Source organism: Halomarina salina, from assembly GCF_023074835.1.
Classification (GTDB): Archaea; Halobacteriota; Halobacteria; order Halobacteriales; family Haloarculaceae; genus Halomarina; species Halomarina salina.
This window is the reverse complement of the sequence record NZ_JALLGW010000001.1, coordinates 1,281,229-1,300,127: the sequence shown is the minus strand read 5'-3', so window position 1 is coordinate 1,300,127 and position 18,899 is coordinate 1,281,229. Positions and strand designations below refer to the sequence as shown.

Below are 18,899 nucleotides of genomic sequence, written 5' to 3'. Positions count from 1 at the left end.
GCGTTGCGGCGAGAACTGCCGTTTCCTCCCGTCGAGCGCCCCTCTGTGGCCGAAACGAACCTTACGGTCGAGCGCGAGAGGGCAGTATGGAGTACGGGTACTACCACCGTCGACTGAACACCGACGCCGTGGGTCGGTACGACGTGACGCCGCTGTTCGCCGACCCGGAGGCGTTCGACAACCTCGTGACGGACCTCGGGCGACCCGCGCCGGGGAACTGCACGCACGTCGGCGGGGTCGAGGCGCTCGGGCTCGTCCTCGGGTCGGCAGTCGCCCGTGACCTCGGCTGTGGGTTCGTCCCGGTCAGGAAGGGCGGGAAGTTCCCGCTGCGAGACGAGGAGCTCCACCGACGGCAGTTGACCGACTACTCCGGCGAGACGAAGACGCTCGAACTCGCCCGAGAGCTCGTCGGCCCGGACGACCGCGTGTTCCTCGTCGACGACTGGATCGAGACGGGCGGACAGATGTGGGCGGCGTGCAAACTCGTCGAGGAGACCGGTGCGTCGGTCACGGGCGTGAGCGTCCTGAACGCCCATCGCGACGAACGGACCCGCGACCTGTTCGAACAGTACGACGTCTCGACGGTCAGGTAGCCGACGGCTGCTCTCCCTCACGGCGCTCCTCTCCCCCCGAGCCGTGTGGACGACTCAGCGGAATCGGTCGAGCCCGGACTGCCGTCGCACGACACCCGGCGGGTCGCGCACCCACGGCGAGGTCGCCGCCCGGTAGTCGTCGAGTGCGACGTCGCGGACGCCCTCGGCACACGGGCAGCCGCGACCGGGGCCGACGACGCGTTCTTCTCGCGTGCAGAACGGTACCGGTCCGACGCCGCCGACCGTCTGGAGTTCGACGTGCGGGCAGTCCGGAACCGGGACGCGCCAGCCCTTCCCGTAGGCACGCTCGGCGACGCGACGGCGCAGGCGTGCCTTCTCGGCGGCGTCGACGACCTCGACGCGCGTCTCCGTTCGCCCCTCCTCGACCACCTCGACGCCGGGCACGCTCGGGTCGAGCGGCGTCGGTTCGCGGACGACCTCGTACCGGCCGTCGTCGGGGTCGACGCGCCAGACGCCGACCTCCTCGGGGATGCGGTTGAGGTGTGCGCCGGTGACGTACGAGGCCGTCGCGAGCACGATCTCGTCCAGCAGGCCGAGCGAGACGTCCTTCCGTAACTGGGTCTCCAGGTCGCCCGGTCGCGAGAGGTCGGGTTTGTTCTCGACGCCGACGAGTCGCGAGAACCAGTCGCCGGGGTAGCGGGTCGTCTGCCGGACGTACTCGCGGCCGCCCCGGCGTTCGCGTTCGAAGAAGCCCGCCTCGACGGCCTCCTCGACCACCTCGCGGGCGAACTCGGGGTGGTAGTCGTCGAGCACGTCCCGCCAGTAGCGCGCCGTGCCGGTCCCCACATCTGCCTCGATGGCCGCCGCGGGAATCGTCGCGTCGGTGATGCGTGTCCGCTCCTCGAACGACGGGCCGGGGTCGACGAGGACGGCGTCGACGATGCGCCTGCTCCGGGTGCCGGTTCCGAGCTGGCGACTCACGAGGTGGCCCTCGCTCTCCAGCCGGGCACACAGGCGCATCTCGAAGCCGAACTCGCGCACACCGCTCGTTGGTGTGAGTCGAAGAAAAACCGTGTGGACGCCCTCAGAGCCGACCCGCCCACCGGGCGAACAGCGTCGCGACGACGGCGGGAAGGGTGAACAGCAGCGCCAGTGCGACGATGCCGACGAAGACGGGCGGAACGACCGCCAGCGCGACCACGAGGACCAGCAGGACCGCCAGTAACTGGAGGAGCCGCAGGGCCGCCGCGACGACCTGACCGGGGACGACGACCCGCCGTTCGAAGGCGGTACCACGCTCGCTGCCGACCGCGACCGAGAGACTGATTGGGGCACTCATACAGGTAGGCGTACGCAGTACCCGACAAAAGCTGTTATCTGAACTACATTTCTGTAGCCCGACCAACTAAACTGTTCTTCTGTCCGCTCGGGTGAACGTCTCGGTCAGGTTCGTCGCCGTGTCACTCCTCGCTTACGGGTATCTCCTCGCCGGGCAGGTCCTCCTCCTCCCGGCCCACCACGTCGGTGACGTTGGCGAGGAGCAACACTGCCAGCGGTCGCAGCGGTGGCATACTCGCCGTCTCGGATACCGCCGTGAAAGGCGTTGTGGAGGTGTCTGACGGGCGTTCGACGGCCGTCTCACTCGCTCTCCGACGTGGACCTGTCCGGGGCGCGAGTCGTCGACGGCTTGGACGAGAAGTCGTCTGACTGAGACAGTCACTGCCACTCGTTCGGTCGCTCCCTCACGGGTATCGCGCGCGAGACGCTCGGTCGCTCTCATCACGCTATCGAACCACCGATTCGCTGACGTACGCTCATCGCTCGTTTCACGCTCTTCGTGTGTGTCGCCTGAGACTCACTGTCGTTCGTCTCACTGATTCTGGGGAGTGTCGTGACAACGCTCACGTCACTCGCTCGCTTCGCTCGCTCGTTCCGTGGAACCGCGCGAGACGCGCTCCTGCGGGCGCGTCTCGCTGGTTCTGGGTCGCTCGCTCGCTTCGCTCGGTCGCTCCCCAGAACGGGGCGGGACCTTCGGTCCTGGCTGCTCTACGGACCGGTCTATTTCACACTCATCGCTCGTTCCACTCGCTCTTCGCGTGAATCACGTGAGACTCACTGTCGTTCGTCTCACTGATTCTGGGGACCCGCCGGGTCCCCAGAACAGCAACTTTAAATCCGCGACGACAGGACTACACGGTATTACTCTCGATATGACAGGGAACCACCGACAACCGGAGGTGAACATCGGTCTGGTCGGCCACGTCGACCACGGCAAGACCACGCTCGTGCAGGCGTTGAGCGGCGAGTGGACCGACCAGCACTCCGAGGAGATGAAGCGCGGAATCTCGATCCGCCTCGGGTACGCGGACGCGACGTTCCGTCGGTGCCCTGGCATGGACGAACCGGAGTGCTACACCGTCGACGAGGAGTGCGACAACGGCGAGGAGAGCGAACCCGTTCGCACCGTCTCGTTCGTCGACGCTCCCGGTCACGAGACGCTGATGGCGACGATGCTCTCGGGCGCGTCGATGATGGACGGCGCGGTCCTCATCGTGGCGGCCAACGAACCGGTGCCACAGGCACAGACCGCAGAGCACCTGATGGCGCTCGACATCATCGGCATCGAGAACATCGTCATCGCACAGAACAAGGTCGACCTCGTCGACGGCGAGACGGCCCGGAACAACTACGAACAGATACAGGAGTTCGTCGAGGGCACCGTCGCCGAGGACGCACCCGTAGTGCCGATCTCGGCCCAGCAGGAGGTCAACATGGACCTCCTCATGCAGGCCATCGAGGAGGCGATTCCGACGCCCGAGCGCGACCCGGACGCCGACGCGCGGATGCAGGTCGCCCGCTCGTTCGACATCAACCGCCCCGGCACGACGTTCGAGGACCTGATGGGCGGCGTCCTCGGAGGGAGTCTCGTCGAGGGCCGCCTGGAGAAGGGCGACGAGATAGAACTCCAGCCGGGTCGCCGTATCGAGGAGGGCGGCCAGGCCGAGTACCACGAGATTCGGACGACCGTCCGCTCGCTCCAGGCCGGTGGCGACATCGTGGACGAGGTCGGACCGGGCGGTCTGCTCGGCGTCGGTACGGGCCTCGACCCGTCGCTGACGAAGGGTGACGCGCTGGCGGGGCAGGTCGCCGGACCGCCCGGCAGTCTCCCGCCGACGTGGAACTCCTTCACGATGGACGTCGAACTGCTCGACCGACTCGTCGGCAGCGTGAACCAGGGCTCCGCGGGCGGGTCGAGCGGACAGGGTCCGCTCGACAACGGCGAAGAGATCGAGGAGATATCGACGGGCGAGCCGCTGATGCTCACCGTCGGGACGTCGACAACCGTCGGCGCGGTGACGAGCGCTCGCGAGGATGAAGCCGAGGTGAACCTCAAGCGACCCGTCTGCGCCGAGGTCGGCGCGAAGATAGCCATCAACCGCCGCGTGGGGACGCGCTGGCGACTCATCGGCGTCGGGACGCTCACCGAGTGACGGACGAACACGGGACATGAAGGTCGCCATGGACACCAGCGCGCTGATGATGCCGGTCGAGTGCGACGTGCGCGTGTTCGACGAACTCGACCGCATCGTCGGCGCAGGCGCGTACGACCTCGTCGCGCCGCGTGCGGTGGTCATGGAACTCGAGAAGCTCGCAGACGGCAACGGGAAGGAGGCGACCGCCGCGTCGGTCGGCCGCGACCTCGTCGAGCGGTGTAGCGTCGTCGAGACGGACGCCGACTACGCCGACGACGCGCTGGTCGAACTGGCCGAGCGCGACGCGGTGGCGTACGTGGTCACGAGAGACGGCCCCCTCCGTGACCGTCTTCCCGGCAAGGCAATCGGTATAAGGGGCCGAAACAAACTCGCAACCCACTGAACATGTACAAGAGGGTCAGACTCCGCGACACGGTCGAGGTGCCGCCACGGTTCCTCGCAGACGTGTCCGACCAGTTGGTGAAGGAACTGCTGCAGGACAAGCTCGAAGGCCGGATGGACGAACAGGTCGGCTCCGTCGTCTCGGTCGTCGACGTCGTCGACATCGGCGACGGCTCGGTCCTCCCCGGGAAGCCGGGCGTCTACTACCAGGCCGAGTTCGACGCCATCACGTTCGACCCAGACATGCAGGAGGTCGTCGACGGGGAGGTCGTCGAGGTCGTCAACTTCGGGGCGTTCGTCGGCATCGGTCCCGTCGACGGGCTGCTCCACGTCTCCCAGATCTCCGACGAGTACCTCGCGTTCGACGAGGAGGGCCAGCAGCTCGCCTCCCGCGAGTCCAACCAGACGCTCGGCGTCGGCGACGCCGTCCGGGCGCGCATCGTCACCAAGAGCATCGACGAGCGCAACCCGCGGGACTCGAAGATCGGCCTGACGGCGAAACAGCCGGGTCTCGGCAAGCACGGCTGGCTCCGCGAGAAACGCGAGCAGGAAGCCACGGCGGGTGAGTGAGGATGGCGACACGACTCGTCTGCCGCGAGTGTCACCGCGTGCAGGACGCCGGCGAGGAGCAGTCCTGTGTGGTCTGTGGCTCGACCTCGCTCACCGAGGACTGGGCGGGCTACGTCGTCATCGCCCACCCCGAGAGCTCCGAGATCGCCGAGGAGATGGGCGTGACCGAACCCGGCGCGTACGCGCTGAAGGTGCGCTGACCGTGGCCCGCGCCACCGCCGTCCGGACGAACCGGGCCGAGGTGGCCTGACGATGCTCCAGCTTCCGGAGGCCCTGCGGACGGAACTGAAGGAGCCGGTCGGCCCGCTCCACACCGACCCGGCGGAACTGCTGACCGACGCGGGGCGGCCGCTCGTGGCAGTCGGCGACGTCGTCACGAACCACCTCCTGCGGGAGACGACCCCCGACGTCGCGCTGGTCGACGGCCAGACGAAACGGGCGGAGCTGCCCGCCGACGAACGCGTCGAGAGCGAGGCGTTCGACAGCGTCGTCCACGTGGAGAACCCCGCGGCGACCCTCTCGCGGGACCTCCTCGCGGCGCTCGCCGACGCACTGGAGACCGACACCTCGACGCTCATCCTCGTCGAGGGCGAGGAGGACCTCGCGGCGGTCCCGGCCATCGCCGTCGCACCGGACGGCGCGAGCGTCGTCTACGGCCAACCCGACGAGGGGATGGTCCACGTCCGCGTCGACGGGGACACCCGTGCCGCGATGCGCGAGTTCCTCGCGAAGATGGAGGGCGACCGGGACGGTGCGGCCGACGTCCTCGGACTCTGACCCCCACTCGCCGGAACGGTTAAGTGGGCAGCATCCGAATTATTACATAGAAAACTCCGACGAAACAAAATCGGAGGATACTTCTACGAGTTGACGCAATCGATAGCGGCGGCGCTCTCGACGGCCGTTCCAGGCGACTTCTGGCTGGGTCGAGAGTGACCGCACGCACCATGGACGCACTCACCGACCCCGAGACCCTGCGCGACCGCGACGACGTGGAGTACGTCGAGAAATCCCCCGAAGTCCACCAGCACCACTACGACCTGTTCGAGTCCGCCGCGGGGACGACCATCGCGGGCCTCACGGACGATGCGGGTCGCGTCTGCCTCCTCGAACACGAGGCGGTCGACCTCCCGGCGCTGTGTTACACAGTGGTCGACCCCGGTGACGACTACGTGGCCGGGGCGCGCGACATCGTCGAGACGTCGACCGGCGTCGAGGCGACCATCGACGACGTCCGCCGGGTTCGCCGCTGCACCTATCGCTCCGAGGACGGCGAGGAGACGACGAGTCACGACGTGGTGTTCGCCGCCTCACCGGTCGACTCGACCGACCTCGACCCGGAGGCCGGGCACGACTGGACCGCCGCGTGGCGCGACCCCGCGACACTCGACCTGCCGGACGAGGAGGACAACGACGTGCTGGACGACATCCGCCTGTTCCTGTAGGGCGTCGCCGTCTTGGCAGGGCCGTCCTCCTCGCGGGCTATCCGACTCGAAATCCTTTTAGCCGCGACAGGAGCATTGTCGAACAACGTAACCATGGAAATCAACGTCATCTCGGAGGAGAGCAACCCGATGTTGCACCGCTCCGACGTGCGCTTCGAGGTCGTCCACGACGAGGCGACCCCGTCGCGCCTCTCCGTGCGCGACTCGCTCGCCGCGAAACTGAACAAGGACGCCGACGAGGTCGTGGTCCACGAACTCGACACGAAGTTCGGCATGCGCAAGACCGCCGGCTACGCGAAGGTCTACGAGACGGCCGACGCAGCCAGCGACGTCGAGCAGGAGTACATGCTCGACCGCAACAAGATCGGTGCCGACGAGGACGCCGACGGCGACGCCGAGGCAGAGGAGGCCTGAGATGGCACGCAACACCTACTACAACGACGACGGCACCACCGACAAGCAGACCTGCCCGCGCTGTGGCGACACGTTCCTCGCGGAGCACTCCGACCGCGTCCACTGCGGGAAGTGCGGCTACACCGAGTGGAACACGGACGACGAGTAGGGAGCGTGCGCGTCCTCGGCATCGAAGGCACCGCGTGGGCGGCCAGCGCGGCCGTCCACGACACCGGGACCGACGCCACGCGGATTTTCACCGACGCCTACCAACCAGAGAGCGGCGGCATCCACCCGCGCGAGGCGGCCGAACACATGCGCGAGGCCGTCCCGCAGGTCGTCGCCGAAGCGCTGGACCACGCCCGCGAAACGGCACCCGACGACCGGGAGGGTGACGAGTCGCCGAGTCCGCCGGTCGACGCCGTCGCGTTCTCTCGCGGACCGGGGCTCGGCCCCTGTCTCCGTATCGTCGCCACCGCGGCCCGGACCGTCGCCCAGCGACTTGACGTGCCGCTGGTCGGCGTCAACCACATGCTCGCCCACCTCGAGATCGGGCGCGCGTCGGCCGGGTTCTCCTCGCCGGTCTGTCTGAACGCCAGCGGCGCGAACGCCCACCTGCTCGGCTACCACGGCGGCCGCTACCGGATGCTCGGCGAGACGATGGACACCGGCGTCGGCAACGCCATCGACAAGTTCACCCGCCACCTCGACTGGTCGCATCCCGGTGGCCCGAAGGTCGAGGAGGCGGCGAAAGACGGCGAGTACGTCGACCTGCCGTACGTCGTCAAGGGGATGGAGTTCTCCTTCTCCGGCATCATGTCCGCCGCGAAGCAGGCCGTCGACGAGGGAGTACCCGTCGAGGACGTCTGCTTCTCGCTGCAGGAGCACGTCTTCGGGATGCTCACCGAGGTGGCAGAGCGGGCGCTGTCGCTGACGGGCAGCGACGAACTCGTCCTCGGCGGCGGCGTGGGCCAGAACGGTCGCCTTCGCGAGATGCTCTCCGAGATGTGCGACCAGCGCGGCGCGTCGTTCCACGCCCCGGAGCCGCGGTTCCTCAGGGACAACGCGGGGATGATAGCCGTCCTCGGCGCGACGATGGCCGCGGCGGGCGACACGACTGCCGTCGAGGACTCCCGTGTGCGCCCGAACTGGCGGCCCGACGACGTGCCCGTCACCTGGCGCAGCGACGAGGACGTGTCGCGGACCGCGGCGCTCCGCGAGGGGACCACCCAGCGCGGAGCCGAGGCGACGGTCACGCTCGGCGACGTCGTCGAAAAATCACGGAACCCGAAGACGTACCGCCACCCGTCGCTCGACGCTCGCCTCCGCCGCGAGCGCACGCGGGCGGAGGCCCGCCTCCTCCACGACGCCCGCAAACTGGGCGTCTCGACGCCCGTCGTCCGCGACGTGGACCCGCGCGACGCCGCCATCACGATGGAACGGGTGGGCGGGACGGACCTCGCGGGCCGACTCGACCCGGCGCACGTCGCCAGCGTCGGTCGGCACCTGGCGACGCTGCACGACGCCGGGCTCGTCCACGGCGACCCGACGACGCGGAACGTGAGGGTCCCGGCGGCCGACGGCGCTGGACCGACGGACGGCACGGGAGCGGAGGACGGCACCCACCCCGACGGCGGGACGGGCGAGCGGACGTGGCTCGTCGACTTCGGCCTCGGCTACCACTCGGACGACGCCGAGGACTACGCGATGGACCTCCACGTGTTCGAGGGGTCGGTCGTCGGGACGGCCGACGAACCGGCGCCGCTGCTCGACGCGTTCGAGACGGCGTACCGCGAGGCGGGCGGCGACGCGGGCGAGGCGGTGCTCGCGCAGCTGCGGGACGTCGAGGGCCGTGGCCGGTATCAGTAAGAAGAGACGAACGGTTCGACGTCTACCCTCCTCCAACGCGAGCCGTCAGTCGGTGTAGCTGACGGACTCACCGCGCTCGTCGCTCCTGGGCGCTCCTCGGAACGAGTCGCGGAGGTCGCCGACCGTCACGGCCACCGCCGACGGCTGGACCTCGCTCGTGGCGACGTCCGTGCGCGATGCGTCGCCCGTCAGGACGCAGACCGACGAACAGCCGAGCGTGTCGGCGAGGCGAATCTCCGTCTCCAGTCGGTCGCCGACGACCACCACGTCCTCGGGGTCAAGGCCCTCGTCGGCGAGGACGTGCGTCAGCATCTCCGGGTCGGGCTTGCCGAACACGCGCTTCGGGGGGCGCCCGGCGGCCGTCTCGACGAGCGCACCGATTGCGCCACAGTCGGGGACGAACCCCTCCGCCGTCGGGCAGACGGTGTCGCCGTGTGCGAGGAGGAACTCCGCCCCGTTCCGGATGGCGAGCGTCGCCTCCCGGACCTTCTCGTACGTGAGGTCGGTGTCGAACCCGACGACGACGTACTCCGGGTCGTCGCTCGCGTCTGCTGCGAGGGGGACCCCGCTGTCGGCGATGGCGTCGCGCATCGCGTCGGTGCCGACGACGTACGTCTCGGCCGCGTCCCGTTCGTCGAGGTAGGCGATGACGCCGTCCGTCGACAGTACCACGTCGTCGGTCGTCGCGTCGATGCCCAGCGCCTCGAGTTTCTCGACGTAGTCGTCCTTCCACGCCGAGGAGTTGTTCGACAGGAAGGAGACGCTCACGCCGCGTCGGCGGAGCGTCTCGACGACCTCCGCGGCGCCGTCGACCAGCGAGTCGCCGAGGTAGATCGTGCCGTCGAGGTCGAAGAACACCGCCTCGAACGTGTCGAGGGCGACGTCGCCGAACGTCCGGTCCGCGACCTGCAGGTCGTCGTGGTCGTCGATCTCGACCCAGTCGGACCCGCCGATACTGGCCGGGACGACGGCCGACTCGTCGAGCAGGTCGTCGATGGCCACCTCCGTCCACGCGTCGTACTCCGCGTCCAGCAGCCGTTCGGCCCGGTCGAACAGGCGAGCCGAGAACGCACCGGAGAAGCGGTACAGGTCGATGGAGGTCGCGTGGGCGTCCCCTCGCTCGACGTCCTTGGCGATGTGGTCGACGTGGTCGGTCTCGTCGACGGTCACCTTCATCGCCTCGCCCGAGTACGTCGTGTAGTCGCAGGCGATGGCCGACTTGCCGTCGGCCGCGAGCAGTCGCTCGACGACCTCCGGGTCGAACACCACGTCGCCGTTGCTGAGCAGGAACGGTTCGCCCGCCAGGCGCTCTCTGAGCAGGTTGAGCGAGTAGAGGTTGTTCGTGTTGGCGTACAGTTCGTTCTCGACGACGCTCACCGAGAGGTCGTCGCGCTCCTCGGCGACGGCCCGGCAGCACGACCGCGTCTGGTCGGCGAGGTAGCCCGCGACGACGGTGACGTTCTCGACGCCCGCGTCGGCGTAGGCGTGTAGCTGGTGGGCGAGAATCGGCCGCCCGGCGACCGGTACGCACCCCTTCGGAACACTCAACGTGATCGGTCGAAGCCGCGAGCCGATACCCGCGGCCAAGATGACGGCGTGGTTCATGTGTGGTCTCGTCCTCCACCCGGACGAAACGGATGTGTATCCTTAGGCATATGGCCTGCTATACAGCTATATAGAGAATTCGTAGAAATAGATATAATCAGTCGCTGATGAGAGTCAGATTCGGGAGTAAGGCAGGAAATCCGGAGACAATCTCCATATACTCGCTCACAGTTCCCGTCCCCACACAACGTTCGTGAATGACTCCGATGAGAATCGGCGGGGTGTCGAAAGCTGGCGGGCCGGCCGGGCGTCAGTTCTCCGCGACGACGGCCGGGTCGTCGACCATGATGCCGTCGACGCCCGCGTCGCGGAGGGAGCGGGCCTGTTCTGCGGTCTCGACGGTCCAGACGTTCACCGCCCGCCCGTCGTCGTGGGCGCGACCCACGAGGTCGATGGAGTCGAACGGTCCGGAGACGTACTCCTCGTTGAACATGGGCGTCCCGTAGATCATGTTCCAGGGCGCGTGGACCGCCTCGCAGTCGTGGCGGTCGGCCACGGTGAACCCCTCCTCGATGGCGTCGTGGAACACGTTCGCCACCGGAACCGACGGATCGACGTCCCGGACCGCCGCGATGGCTCCCTCGAAGAACGAGGAGACCAGGAGGTCGTGGTCGTGGATGGCGGCGACGTCGAGGACCCGTTCGACGAACGGTCGCCAGCGTGCCCGTTCCCGGTCGACGCCCTCCGGCGTGAGCATACCGGTCGGCCCGGGCGGGACGCCGGGGTGTTTCAACTCGACGTTGAGCACGACGTCGGGTGGGACCACGTCGAACACCTCGCGGAGGAGTGGAATCGGCTCGCCGCTGTCCAGTACGTCGAGGCCGCGGAGCGTCTCCAGTGGCGTCTCCCAGACGGACCGGCCGGCGAGCGCCGCGGGCGGGTCCGTGAGACGGTCGAGTGTCGCGTCGTGGAACACGACGAGTTCGCCGCTAGCACACGGCATCACGTCCAGTTCGACCATCGCCGGTCGTCCCTCGTCCCCGGCCGCGGTGGCACGTTCCAGCGCCGCGAGGGTGTTCTCGGGGGCGACGTCCGCGAACCCACGGTGGGCGATGACGTCCGTCCCGCTGGTGGCGATGGACTCTCCCACCGACTCCGGTACCGCCGTCGAGCGGCCTCGCTGCATCTGGTGTCTCCTTACACGTCCAGAATATTAATCTTCTCCATCTAATGTACGTTCGACTACGTGTCCCAGCGCTGTGGTCGAGTGACGTACCGAGCGCTATGTAACCACGCCGTCGTCGAGTCCGGCCCGAATCGCCGCGAAGACGACCGTCGACGGTCGCACGCCGGTGTCCGTCAGGAACGTCTCGCGAAGCGCACGGCGTCGCGAGGCGTCCGGGTCCTCGGTCAGGGCCTCCTCCAGCGACGTCACCAGTTCCCCGTCGTCGGGTGCGACCGGGCCGGGAACGAGCGACTCGTAGTCGTAGTAGAACCCCCGTTCCGCGCGGTACTCGTCGAGGTCCGGAGCGTAGAACACCTGCGGTCGGTCGAGGAGGAGGTGGTCGACGAACGCCGACGAGTAGTCGGTCAGCAGCACGTCCGCGAACGGCAGCACCGCCGACAGGTCGTCCACGGCGTCGAGCACCGTGACCCGGTCGAGGTCGGTGGCTCGGTCGAGCCGTTCGTACGGATGGGGTTTGACGACGAGGTGGGCGTCCTGCTCGCACAGCAGTCCGTCCAGCGCGGCGAAGTCGACGCGCTCGCCGAGGTCCGCTCCCTCCTCGCGGAACGTCGGGACGTAGAAGACGAGTCGGCCCTCGGCACGGAGTTCCGCGAGGCGTTCGTGGGCGTCGGCGTCCACGGTGCCCCCTTCCACCGCCTCGGGGACGACGAGCGGGTCGTAGCGCGGGTACGGCAGGACCCGAACCCGGTCGCGGGGAACCCCCAGCCCGGTCGCCATCTGGTGGACGGCCATCGGCGACGGGGAGACGACGAGGTCGTTCCGAGCAGCGACGAAGCGGTGGGCACGGCGGCGGAGCCAGGACTGCTCGCCCAGCTCCGCGTCGAACCCGATGGTCTTCAGGGGGACGCCGTGCCACAGGTTCGCCACGAACGCGCCGCCGGTCAGCGCCAGCGACACGTCGCGCAGACCGTGCGTGACGACGACACAGCCGGACCGGAGCGTCAGCCAGCGTCCCCTGAGCGAACGCGCGTGGTACGCCTCGTAGCCTCGCTCGCGAACGGTGGCGACGGTCTCGGGGTCCGTCGAGAGCCACACCGCCCGTACCTCCGGGCGCTCCTCGGCGACGTACTCGAAGAGGTAGCGGCTGTTGTCGACGAACCCACTCCCCCGCCGTGCGCCGAACACCCAGCAGTCGTCGTCCCGGCCGAGGATTCGGGTGAGACGGGCGGTCAGTGCGTGTCCGAGACAGCCGAGGAGGACGGTGAGGGAGCCGATGCTAGTGAGGGCGTACTCCAGCCAACGTCGGCGGCGGGCAGCCATACCCTATAGAGGTGACGCGTGAATAAGTAGGTCGTCGCCCGCGGCGCTCGTGGCAAACGGTTTAACGTCGCCCACCGTAACGCCGCCATGGCAGACAGGTCACAGACTGGCGAGATATTCGGGGTCCCGTACAACTTCGAACGGCCGAGCATCGGACGGATGTTCTCCTCGTACTGGCAGCCCGGCGAAGGGATGCTGGTCGAGAAGCCGTTCGGCATCGGCTACACCCTCAACCTCTCGAACTGGCGGGCGTGGGTCGTCCTCGCCGTCGCCGGCGTCCTCCTGTACACCGAGCGCCGCGGCGAGGACGAGATGCCCGAGGACGAACCCGTCGAAGTCATCGTCGACTGACGCCGCCGAGAGACGGGCAGGACGCGACCGAACGCGTACGTCGCTGTACTTCTACTTCGTCGACCACCGGCCACCGCCGAGCGTCGCCGCCGGCGGGAACCGTCCCGGCGCACGTCGACCGCGTCGGGGGCGTCGGCTATCGACGCCGCTTTTCTCCCCCCGACCGCAGGGCGCGTATGCTCCACTACGTGACGACGAACGAGGGGAAGGTCCGCGAGGCCGAGGAGTACCTCGACGAGGTCCGGGCGGTCGACTTCGACTACACCGAGGTCCAGGCCGACGACCTCGGGCCCATCGCGGCCCGCGGCGCGCGGGAGGCGTACGCTCACGTCGGTGACCCCGTCCTCGTCGACGACGCGGGACTGTTCGTCGACGGGTTCGACGGCTTCCCCGGCCCGTACTCCGCGTACGTCGAGGAGACGCTGGGCGTCGAGCGAGTGGGCGACCTCGCGCGCGACCGGGCCGAAGAGACCGGCGAGACGCCACGGGCGCAGTTCAAGTGCACCATCGCGTACTGCGACGGCGAGGACTTCGCGGCGACGCCCGACGCCGTCGACTACGGCGACCGACGGGGTCACGACCTCTCGGCCGACGACCGCGCGACGGCCAGCACCACCGACTCCGTCGTTGCCGGGGACGTCCCCGTGAAACTGTTCGAGGGGCGAGTCCGCGGGCGCATCGTCGAACCACGTGGTGAGGGCGGGTTCGGCTACGACCCCATCTTCGAGCACGACGGGACGACGCTCGCGGAGATGAGCGCCGCCGAGAAGAACGCCATCTCCCACCGTGGTCGGGCACTGGCCACGTTCGCAGAGTTCTACGCCGAACGGTAGCGACCGGAGCGAACTGGGACGACTACCCTCGCGGGTCGCGGTCCGGCCCCGGATACGGCGCGTCGAACAGCGCCGGGTACAGCGACTCGGGGTCGAACAGCGCGACGAACGCGTCGGGCGCTTTCACGCTCGTCTCGACGTGAGCGTGGATAGCCGCTCCCGCCCTCGCGCTCTGGAGACCCTCGTCCAGCGAGAGGAGGTGGGCGGCGTCGCCGTGGTGCGCCGAGGCGACGGCCGGGTGGTCGCCGTCGGGATGGTCGACGACCACGCGGAGGTCTTCACACCGCTCGCGCCAGTCGGCGGCCAGCGACCCGTCGGCGAGGTCCGCGACGACCGCCTCGGCGTCGGCGAGGAGCGCGTCGCTCGCCACGAGGTCGACCCACGAGTGCGCTCTGACGAGGTCCAGCGCCTCCCGCGACGGCCCACCGACGAGCAGGTCCGCCGCCAGCACGTCGGCGTCCGCGACGACGCGGGTGGCGTGGACGCTCTCGGGCGGCCCGCTCTTCTCACCGGCACCGGCCGCTTCGTCACTCATCGTCGTCCCGGAGTGCGTCGAGCGTCTCCCGTACCTCGCCCTCGTCGACCCCGAACTCGGCCGCCCGTTCGAACAGCGCCGCCCACGACTCCATACGCTCACTGGGACGGCCCGAGGAAAAGTCACTCCGGTCGTCCGCGCACGCCAGGTCTGCCCGTCGGCACCGCACGCGAGGGTCAGGCGTCGTCCAGCACGACGCGTCGCTCCTCGGGGACCGAGACCCCGACGGACGCCCCCACCCGAGGCGGGTCGTCGGTGTACGCGGCGAACTCGACGCCGTCGGCGGCGAGCGTGACGCGCGTCGCGCCGTCCTCGCGGACGACGCTCCGCACCGTCGCCCTCAGGGTGCCACCGTCGAGACGGACGTGTTCGGGACGGACGGCGACCGACCGCGACTCGCCTCCGGTCTGCTCGTCGCCATCCCCGACCAGCGACGCGGGGAGCACGTTCGCGCCGGTGAACCGCGCGACGAACGACGTCGCGGGGCGCTCGAACACCGCTTCGACGGTGCCCGTCTGGACGACCCTCCCGTCGCGCATCACGGCGACGCGGTCGGCCAGCGCCCGCGCCGTCGTCCGGTCGTGGGTGACGTACGCGGCCGTCACGCCGTCGAGGACGCCCGCGAGGTCCCGGCGCAGTGACTCGCGGGTCGGCACGTCCAGCGCCGACAGCGGTTCGTCGAGGAGGAGCGCCTGCGGGTCGACCGCGAGCGCTCGGGCCAGGGCGACGCGCTGGGCTTCGCCCCCGGAGAGCGTCCGCGGCGTGCGCTCGGCGAGGTGGGCGACGCCCAGCGAGTCGAGCAGGTCGTCGGGGTCGCGTGCGGTGTCGCGGTAGCGCGTCCCGAACGCGACGTTCTCCCGGACGGTCATGTGCGGGAACAGCGCGTAGTCCTGGAAGACGAAGCCGAACCCGCGTTTCTCCGGAGGCAGGCCCGTCAGGTCGCGGCCGTCGAGTGCGACGTTACCGCCGTTCTCGTGGAGGCCGGCGACCGTCTCGAGGACGAGCGTCTTCCCGCTCCCGCTGGGGCCGAGGACGACGAGCGTCTCGCCGTCCGGCACGGTGAGGTCGGCGTCGACGACGAACGGCTCGGCACCGGGCGCGGTGAACGTCGTCCGAACGGTGGCGTCGAGGCTCACGGCATCGCCCTCGACGCGGCGCTCTCGCCGCCGTACGCCAGCCACCGCACGGCCAGGAAGAGACAGAGACTCACCACGAGCAGGAGGAAGCCGACCGCGTTCGACTCGGCGAGCGACCCGCCGGTGTACGTCTGGAAGACGTAGACCGGCGCGTGGCTGCTCGTCTCCCGCGTCCCGATTATCGGGAGAGGGAAGTCGAACCGGACGTTGTACGCGACGACGGCCACCGCGCCGAACTCGGAGACCGCCCGCGCCCACGCCAGCAGGCCGCCGGTGACGATGCCCCGACCGGCCAGCGGGAGCGTCACGCGCCGAAACGCGTCCGCACCCGACGCGCCGTGGACCCGCGCGGCGTACTCCAGTCGGGCGTCGACGGACTCGAACGCCTCGCGGGCGACGTTGACCGCGAACGGCGCGCTGACGAACGCCATCGCCAGAATCAGCCCCGGCATCGCCCCCAGAATCGGGAGGTCGGGGAACACCGCCCCCTCGCCGAAGCCGAACAGGACGAGCAGTCCCGCGACAGAGTGGGGAACCACCAGCGGGAGGTCGACGAGCGTCTCGACGAGGCTCTGGCCGGGGAACCCCTTCGCCAGCAGGTACGCCAGCGGGACGCCGACGGCGAGCGTGAACAGCGCCGCCAGCAGCGGGGCGTAGACGGTCAGATAGAGCATCGTGTGGACCGCCGGGTCGAGCGCCTGCTCGACGACGAGGTCGGGGTTCTGGTCGGCGACGAACAGCGCCAGCGGGAGTCCGAGCGCCACGAGCAACACGGTGCCGAGGGTCGCCCCGGCGACGCCGACCCACTCGCCGTCGACGCTGACGACGGTCGCGGCGAGGACGACGGGGCCGGCCACCAGGAGGACGAGCGACCCGAGCAGCGACGCGGCGGCGGCGAGCACGGCCGTCCCGCCGACGGCGAACGCGAGGCCGCGCCACGCGTCGCCCGCCAGCGTCGGCCCGACGGCCGCCGTCAGTGCGACCGGACCCGCGACGAGAATCCAGACGCTCCCGAACTGCTGGCCGACGAGGCCCGCGAGGGCCGTCCCGACGAGAGCCGCTGCGAACCCGCGCCACCCGGCCTGTACCCCGACCAGAGCGGCGGCGCTCCCGAGCGCGAACAGCGCGTACAGCGTCGGGCGGTCGACGGCGTACGCCGCGACGAACGCGACGACCTGGACCGCGAGGACGCCGAGCACGACCGACCCGCGACCGAGGAACCCCGCCCCACCACTCCCGGTGGCCGTCGCGGTCATCTCCCACACCTCGTCGGCGCTGCCGTCCGTCTCATCTCACAACCGGAGCGGGCCGAGCGTCTCGCGCGCTTCGGCGTGCGCCAGCACGTTCTCGGGGACCGCGCCCTCGACCGACGACGGGACGACGGCCGGGGCGACCGGCGAGAACCCGTTTTCGGCCAGTATCTCGCGTCCCGGCTCCGAGACGAGGAACTCGACCCACTCCCGGCCGAGGTCGGGAGCCTCGGCGGTACCCGGGACGGCGACGCCGTAGGCGATGGGCGCGCCGGTGTAGGTGGTGCCGCCGGCCTCGACCGCGGCGTTCGCGTAGTGGTCGGCGTACTCGGCTGATGCCTCCGAGAGGTCGACCGCCGGCTGGAGGTCGACGGTGTTCACGTCCCGGCTCGCCTCCGCCGACTGGTACTGCCAGGCGTAGTCCAGCTTCCCCGACCGGAGCTGTCCGAACAGCTCCGTCTCGGTTCCGGTGGGGACGAGCGCCTTCTCGCGGAGTGCTTTCGAGGTGGACTCGTCGAACAGGCGTTCGCCCCGGAACTCGACCGCGCCGAGTTGCATCGCCATCACCGACCGGTAGCCGTTCGGGTCCACGGCGGGGTCGCTGTGGGCGAACGTGACGTCGTCGCGGGCGAGCACCTCCCACCAGTTGTCGGGACCGATCTCGTCGGCCCCGGTCGAGTCGTCGGTGTAGGCGATGGTGAGGGCGTTCGTGGCGAAGATGGCGTACCAGTCGCCGAACTCCGGGACGAGCACGTCGCGCAGCAGCCGGTAGTCGGAGACGCCGAGGACGTCCGCCGAACGGCCCTGCTCGGTCACCTTCTTCGTCGACCCGACCGACCCCTTCGGCTCGCGGTCGACCGCGACCCCGCGTTCGGCCTCGAACGCGTCCTCGACGGCCGAGAACGGCGGCGAGAGGCTCCCGGCGTGGAACACGGTCAGCGAGTCCCGTCCGCCGCGGCCGCTCGTACTGTCGGACCCCGTCCCGGCTCCACTGGCCAGACTCTCGGTCTCACCCTGCGGCGCGGCACCGCCGAGACAGCCAGCGAGTCCGGCGACGCTCGCGAGGCCCACAGTGCCGGCCGCCTCCAGCACGCGGCGACGGGTCGCCGTCCGTTGTTCCCTCATCGGTATATCGGTGGTTCTCGGAGGAGTCGCTTAACGGTTGCGACGGTCACGACGGGCCGACAGTCACGACTGACCGTCGGCAGCGGGCCGACAGCCACCCCGGCCCGTCGGTCGCGCCGGGTGGTTTTTCCCCCAGGACGACGCAGTTCGGCCATGGACCCGGGGTTCGACGCTCGACTCCGCGAGGCCGGGACGACGTTCGACGAGCGCGACGCGACGCTCCTGCGTGCGGTCGACGAGCAGGGGTCGCTCAACGCCGCGGCGAGCGCCCTCGGCCGGTCGTACGCCCGCGCTCACGAGCGACTCGACGACCTGGAGGCTGCGTTCGGGCCGCTGGTCGAGCGTCAGCGCGGCGGTGCCGGCGGCGGTGGGAGTCACCTCACCGAGAACGCCCGCGACCTGCTCGCCCGGTTCGACCGACTCCAGAGCGCGCTCTCCGGGACGGCGGCCGTCGAGGAGACCATCCTGACGGGCCGCGTCGTCGACCGCGACGGCGAACTCGCCACCGTCGAGACGGCCGCCGGGCGAATGCGGGCGCTCGCACCGGAGACCGACCGCGTGCAGGTCACGATTCGCGCCGACAGCGTCACGCTCCACGCCCCGGACGACGCTCCCGCAGCGGGTGGGACGAGCGCACGCAACCGGTTCGAGGCGCGGGTGACGGGCGTCGACCGTGGCGAGGCCGTCGCACTGGTCACGGTCTCCGTCGAGGCGGAGACTGACAGCGGCGACGTGGAGAGCGAAGCGAGCGACGACACGGACGGCGACGCTGAGCAAGAGCCTACCCTCGCGGCACTGGTCACCGTCGACAGCGTCGACCGACTCGGACTGGAGCCAGGGAGTCGGGTCGTCGCGACGCTGAAGGCGACGGCGACGCGGGCGACGCCCGCACCCGAGCGGTGACGTCGCAAC

22 protein-coding genes are annotated in these 18,899 nt (G+C 69.8%); 13 read left to right on the top strand and 9 right to left on the bottom strand.

Going from position 1 to position 18,899, the window contains the following annotated elements; all coding sequences use genetic code 11:
- The first annotated feature begins 86 nt into the window (after positions 1 to 86).
- On the top strand, positions 87 to 593 hold the full coding sequence (locus MX571_RS06655; protein WP_247414804.1) for a phosphoribosyltransferase family protein: 507 nt from the start codon (positions 87 to 89) through the stop codon (positions 591 to 593).
- Positions 594 to 647: 54 nt separating this feature from the next.
- On the opposite strand, the gene MX571_RS06650 is transcribed toward MX571_RS06655, so the two are convergent.
- Complete coding sequence (locus MX571_RS06650) at positions 648 to 1,595, bottom strand: DUF5787 family protein (RefSeq protein ID WP_247414803.1); 948 nt, start codon at positions 1,593 to 1,595, stop codon at positions 648 to 650.
- A 43-nt stretch (positions 1,596 to 1,638) separates the two neighbouring features.
- Positions 1,639 to 1,893 (bottom strand): hypothetical protein, encoded by a 255-nt coding sequence (locus MX571_RS06645; protein WP_247414802.1) that lies wholly within the window; start codon positions 1,891 to 1,893, stop codon positions 1,639 to 1,641.
- An 871-nt stretch (positions 1,894 to 2,764) separates the two neighbouring features.
- Here MX571_RS06645 and MX571_RS06640 point away from each other — a divergent pair.
- The 9 genes from MX571_RS06640 to MX571_RS06600 all read left to right on the top strand — a co-directional run bounded on the left by MX571_RS06640 (position 2,765) and on the right by MX571_RS06600 (position 8,706).
- Positions 2,765 to 4,045, top strand: a complete 1,281-nt coding sequence (locus MX571_RS06640) for a translation initiation factor IF-2 subunit gamma (protein ID WP_247414801.1) — start codon at positions 2,765 to 2,767, stop codon at positions 4,043 to 4,045.
- A gap of 28 nt (positions 4,046 to 4,073) precedes the next feature.
- Complete coding sequence (locus MX571_RS06635; RefSeq protein ID WP_368409041.1) at positions 4,074 to 4,430, top strand: type II toxin-antitoxin system VapC family toxin; 357 nt, start codon at positions 4,074 to 4,076, stop codon at positions 4,428 to 4,430.
- 2 nt (positions 4,431 to 4,432) lie between these two features.
- Positions 4,433 to 4,999, top strand: coding sequence for a DNA-directed RNA polymerase (locus MX571_RS06630; RefSeq protein ID WP_247414799.1), 567 nt, complete (start codon positions 4,433 to 4,435; stop codon positions 4,997 to 4,999).
- Positions 5,000 to 5,001: 2 nt separating this feature from the next.
- Positions 5,002 to 5,199: a transcription elongation factor subunit Spt4 gene (spt4, locus tag MX571_RS06625; RefSeq protein WP_247414798.1), complete on the top strand. Its 198-nt coding sequence runs from the start codon at positions 5,002 to 5,004 to the stop codon at positions 5,197 to 5,199.
- Between the two features lie 52 nt (positions 5,200 to 5,251).
- A complete protein-coding gene (locus tag MX571_RS06620) occupies positions 5,252 to 5,776 on the top strand; it encodes a GTP-dependent dephospho-CoA kinase family protein (RefSeq protein ID WP_247414797.1) in 525 nt (174 codons plus the stop codon).
- Between the two features lie 170 nt (positions 5,777 to 5,946).
- On the top strand, positions 5,947 to 6,444 hold the full coding sequence (locus MX571_RS06615) for a hypothetical protein (protein ID WP_247414796.1): 498 nt from the start codon (positions 5,947 to 5,949) through the stop codon (positions 6,442 to 6,444).
- A 93-nt stretch (positions 6,445 to 6,537) separates the two neighbouring features.
- Positions 6,538 to 6,858: a 30S ribosomal protein S24e gene (locus tag MX571_RS06610; protein ID WP_247414795.1), complete on the top strand. Its 321-nt coding sequence runs from the start codon at positions 6,538 to 6,540 to the stop codon at positions 6,856 to 6,858.
- A 1-nt stretch (position 6,859) separates the two neighbouring features.
- Positions 6,860 to 7,006 carry a 30S ribosomal protein S27ae gene (locus MX571_RS06605; RefSeq protein ID WP_247414794.1) on the top strand — a complete coding sequence of 49 codons (147 nt, stop codon included), beginning with the start codon at positions 6,860 to 6,862 and terminating at the stop codon, positions 7,004 to 7,006.
- Between the two features lie 5 nt (positions 7,007 to 7,011).
- The gene (locus MX571_RS06600) at positions 7,012 to 8,706 is read left to right on the top strand and encodes a bifunctional N(6)-L-threonylcarbamoyladenine synthase/serine/threonine protein kinase (protein WP_247414793.1); all 1,695 of its coding nucleotides are present in this window, start codon (positions 7,012 to 7,014) and stop codon (positions 8,704 to 8,706) included.
- Between the two features lie 45 nt (positions 8,707 to 8,751).
- Here the strand turns inward: MX571_RS06600 and MX571_RS06595 are convergent, their stop codons facing one another.
- The 3 genes from MX571_RS06595 to MX571_RS06585 all read right to left on the bottom strand — a co-directional run bounded on the left by MX571_RS06595 (position 8,752) and on the right by MX571_RS06585 (position 12,757).
- Positions 8,752 to 10,311, bottom strand: a complete 1,560-nt coding sequence (locus MX571_RS06595) for an HAD-IIA family hydrolase (protein ID WP_247414792.1) — start codon at positions 10,309 to 10,311, stop codon at positions 8,752 to 8,754.
- A gap of 250 nt (positions 10,312 to 10,561) precedes the next feature.
- The gene (locus tag MX571_RS06590; protein WP_247414791.1) at positions 10,562 to 11,437 is read right to left on the bottom strand and encodes a glycerophosphodiester phosphodiesterase; all 876 of its coding nucleotides are present in this window, start codon (positions 11,435 to 11,437) and stop codon (positions 10,562 to 10,564) included.
- A gap of 96 nt (positions 11,438 to 11,533) precedes the next feature.
- Entirely contained in the window at positions 11,534 to 12,757 is a 1,224-nt protein-coding gene (locus MX571_RS06585) for a CDP-glycerol glycerophosphotransferase family protein (RefSeq protein ID WP_247414790.1), read from the bottom strand.
- Between the two features lie 87 nt (positions 12,758 to 12,844).
- On the opposite strand from MX571_RS06585, the gene MX571_RS06580 reads away from it, so the two are divergent.
- The gene (locus MX571_RS06580) at positions 12,845 to 13,108 is read left to right on the top strand and encodes a DUF5808 domain-containing protein (RefSeq protein ID WP_247414789.1); all 264 of its coding nucleotides are present in this window, start codon (positions 12,845 to 12,847) and stop codon (positions 13,106 to 13,108) included.
- Between the two features lie 176 nt (positions 13,109 to 13,284).
- Complete coding sequence (locus tag MX571_RS06575) at positions 13,285 to 13,941, top strand: non-canonical purine NTP pyrophosphatase (protein WP_247414788.1); 657 nt, start codon at positions 13,285 to 13,287, stop codon at positions 13,939 to 13,941.
- Positions 13,942 to 13,963: 22 nt separating this feature from the next.
- Here MX571_RS06575 and MX571_RS06570 read toward each other — a convergent pair whose 3' ends face one another.
- The 4 genes from MX571_RS06570 to MX571_RS06555 form a co-directional block, all read right to left on the bottom strand.
- Positions 13,964 to 14,476 carry a DUF7384 family protein gene (locus tag MX571_RS06570; protein WP_247414787.1) on the bottom strand — a complete coding sequence of 171 codons (513 nt, stop codon included), beginning with the start codon at positions 14,474 to 14,476 and terminating at the stop codon, positions 13,964 to 13,966.
- Positions 14,477 to 14,652: 176 nt separating this feature from the next.
- A complete protein-coding gene (locus tag MX571_RS06565; RefSeq protein WP_247414786.1) occupies positions 14,653 to 15,612 on the bottom strand; it encodes an ABC transporter ATP-binding protein in 960 nt (319 codons plus the stop codon).
- Complete coding sequence (locus MX571_RS06560; RefSeq protein ID WP_247414785.1) at positions 15,609 to 16,868, bottom strand: ABC transporter permease; 1,260 nt, start codon at positions 16,866 to 16,868, stop codon at positions 15,609 to 15,611. The genes MX571_RS06565 and MX571_RS06560 overlap by 4 nt, the downstream gene beginning before the upstream one ends.
- Before the next feature lie 36 nt (positions 16,869 to 16,904).
- A complete protein-coding gene (locus MX571_RS06555; RefSeq protein ID WP_247414784.1) occupies positions 16,905 to 17,987 on the bottom strand; it encodes an extracellular solute-binding protein in 1,083 nt (360 codons plus the stop codon).
- 153 nt (positions 17,988 to 18,140) lie between these two features.
- Here MX571_RS06555 and MX571_RS06550 point away from each other — a divergent pair, with 153 nt between their 5' ends.
- Complete coding sequence (locus MX571_RS06550) at positions 18,141 to 18,890, top strand: TOBE domain-containing protein (RefSeq protein WP_247414783.1); 750 nt, start codon at positions 18,141 to 18,143, stop codon at positions 18,888 to 18,890.
- Positions 18,891 to 18,899: the final 9 nt, after the last annotated feature.

Coding starts and splice junctions, on each gene's coding strand:
- MX571_RS06655 (WP_247414804.1), top strand. CDS start 87: ATGGAGTACGGGTACTACCACCGTCGACTGAACACCGACGCCGTGGGT.
- MX571_RS06645 (WP_247414802.1), bottom strand. CDS start 1,893: ATGAGTGCCCCAATCAGTCTCTCGGTCGCGGTCGGCAGCGAGCGTGGT.
- MX571_RS06640 (WP_247414801.1), top strand. CDS start 2,765: ATGACAGGGAACCACCGACAACCGGAGGTGAACATCGGTCTGGTCGGC.
- MX571_RS06635 (WP_368409041.1), top strand. CDS start 4,074: ATGGACACCAGCGCGCTGATGATGCCGGTCGAGTGCGACGTGCGCGTG.
- MX571_RS06630 (WP_247414799.1), top strand. CDS start 4,433: ATGTACAAGAGGGTCAGACTCCGCGACACGGTCGAGGTGCCGCCACGG.
- spt4 (WP_247414798.1), top strand. CDS start 5,002: ATGGCGACACGACTCGTCTGCCGCGAGTGTCACCGCGTGCAGGACGCC.
- MX571_RS06620 (WP_247414797.1), top strand. CDS start 5,252: ATGCTCCAGCTTCCGGAGGCCCTGCGGACGGAACTGAAGGAGCCGGTC.
- MX571_RS06615 (WP_247414796.1), top strand. CDS start 5,947: ATGGACGCACTCACCGACCCCGAGACCCTGCGCGACCGCGACGACGTG.
- MX571_RS06610 (WP_247414795.1), top strand. CDS start 6,538: ATGGAAATCAACGTCATCTCGGAGGAGAGCAACCCGATGTTGCACCGC.
- MX571_RS06605 (WP_247414794.1), top strand. CDS start 6,860: ATGGCACGCAACACCTACTACAACGACGACGGCACCACCGACAAGCAG.
- MX571_RS06595 (WP_247414792.1), bottom strand. CDS start 10,311: ATGAACCACGCCGTCATCTTGGCCGCGGGTATCGGCTCGCGGCTTCGA.
- MX571_RS06590 (WP_247414791.1), bottom strand. CDS start 11,437: ATGCAGCGAGGCCGCTCGACGGCGGTACCGGAGTCGGTGGGAGAGTCC.
- MX571_RS06585 (WP_247414790.1), bottom strand. CDS start 12,757: ATGGCTGCCCGCCGCCGACGTTGGCTGGAGTACGCCCTCACTAGCATC.
- MX571_RS06580 (WP_247414789.1), top strand. CDS start 12,845: ATGGCAGACAGGTCACAGACTGGCGAGATATTCGGGGTCCCGTACAAC.
- MX571_RS06575 (WP_247414788.1), top strand. CDS start 13,285: ATGCTCCACTACGTGACGACGAACGAGGGGAAGGTCCGCGAGGCCGAG.
- MX571_RS06570 (WP_247414787.1), bottom strand. CDS start 14,476: ATGAGTGACGAAGCGGCCGGTGCCGGTGAGAAGAGCGGGCCGCCCGAG.
- MX571_RS06560 (WP_247414785.1), bottom strand. CDS start 16,868: ATGACCGCGACGGCCACCGGGAGTGGTGGGGCGGGGTTCCTCGGTCGC.
- MX571_RS06555 (WP_247414784.1), bottom strand. CDS start 17,987: ATGAGGGAACAACGGACGGCGACCCGTCGCCGCGTGCTGGAGGCGGCC.
- MX571_RS06550 (WP_247414783.1), top strand. CDS start 18,141: ATGGACCCGGGGTTCGACGCTCGACTCCGCGAGGCCGGGACGACGTTC.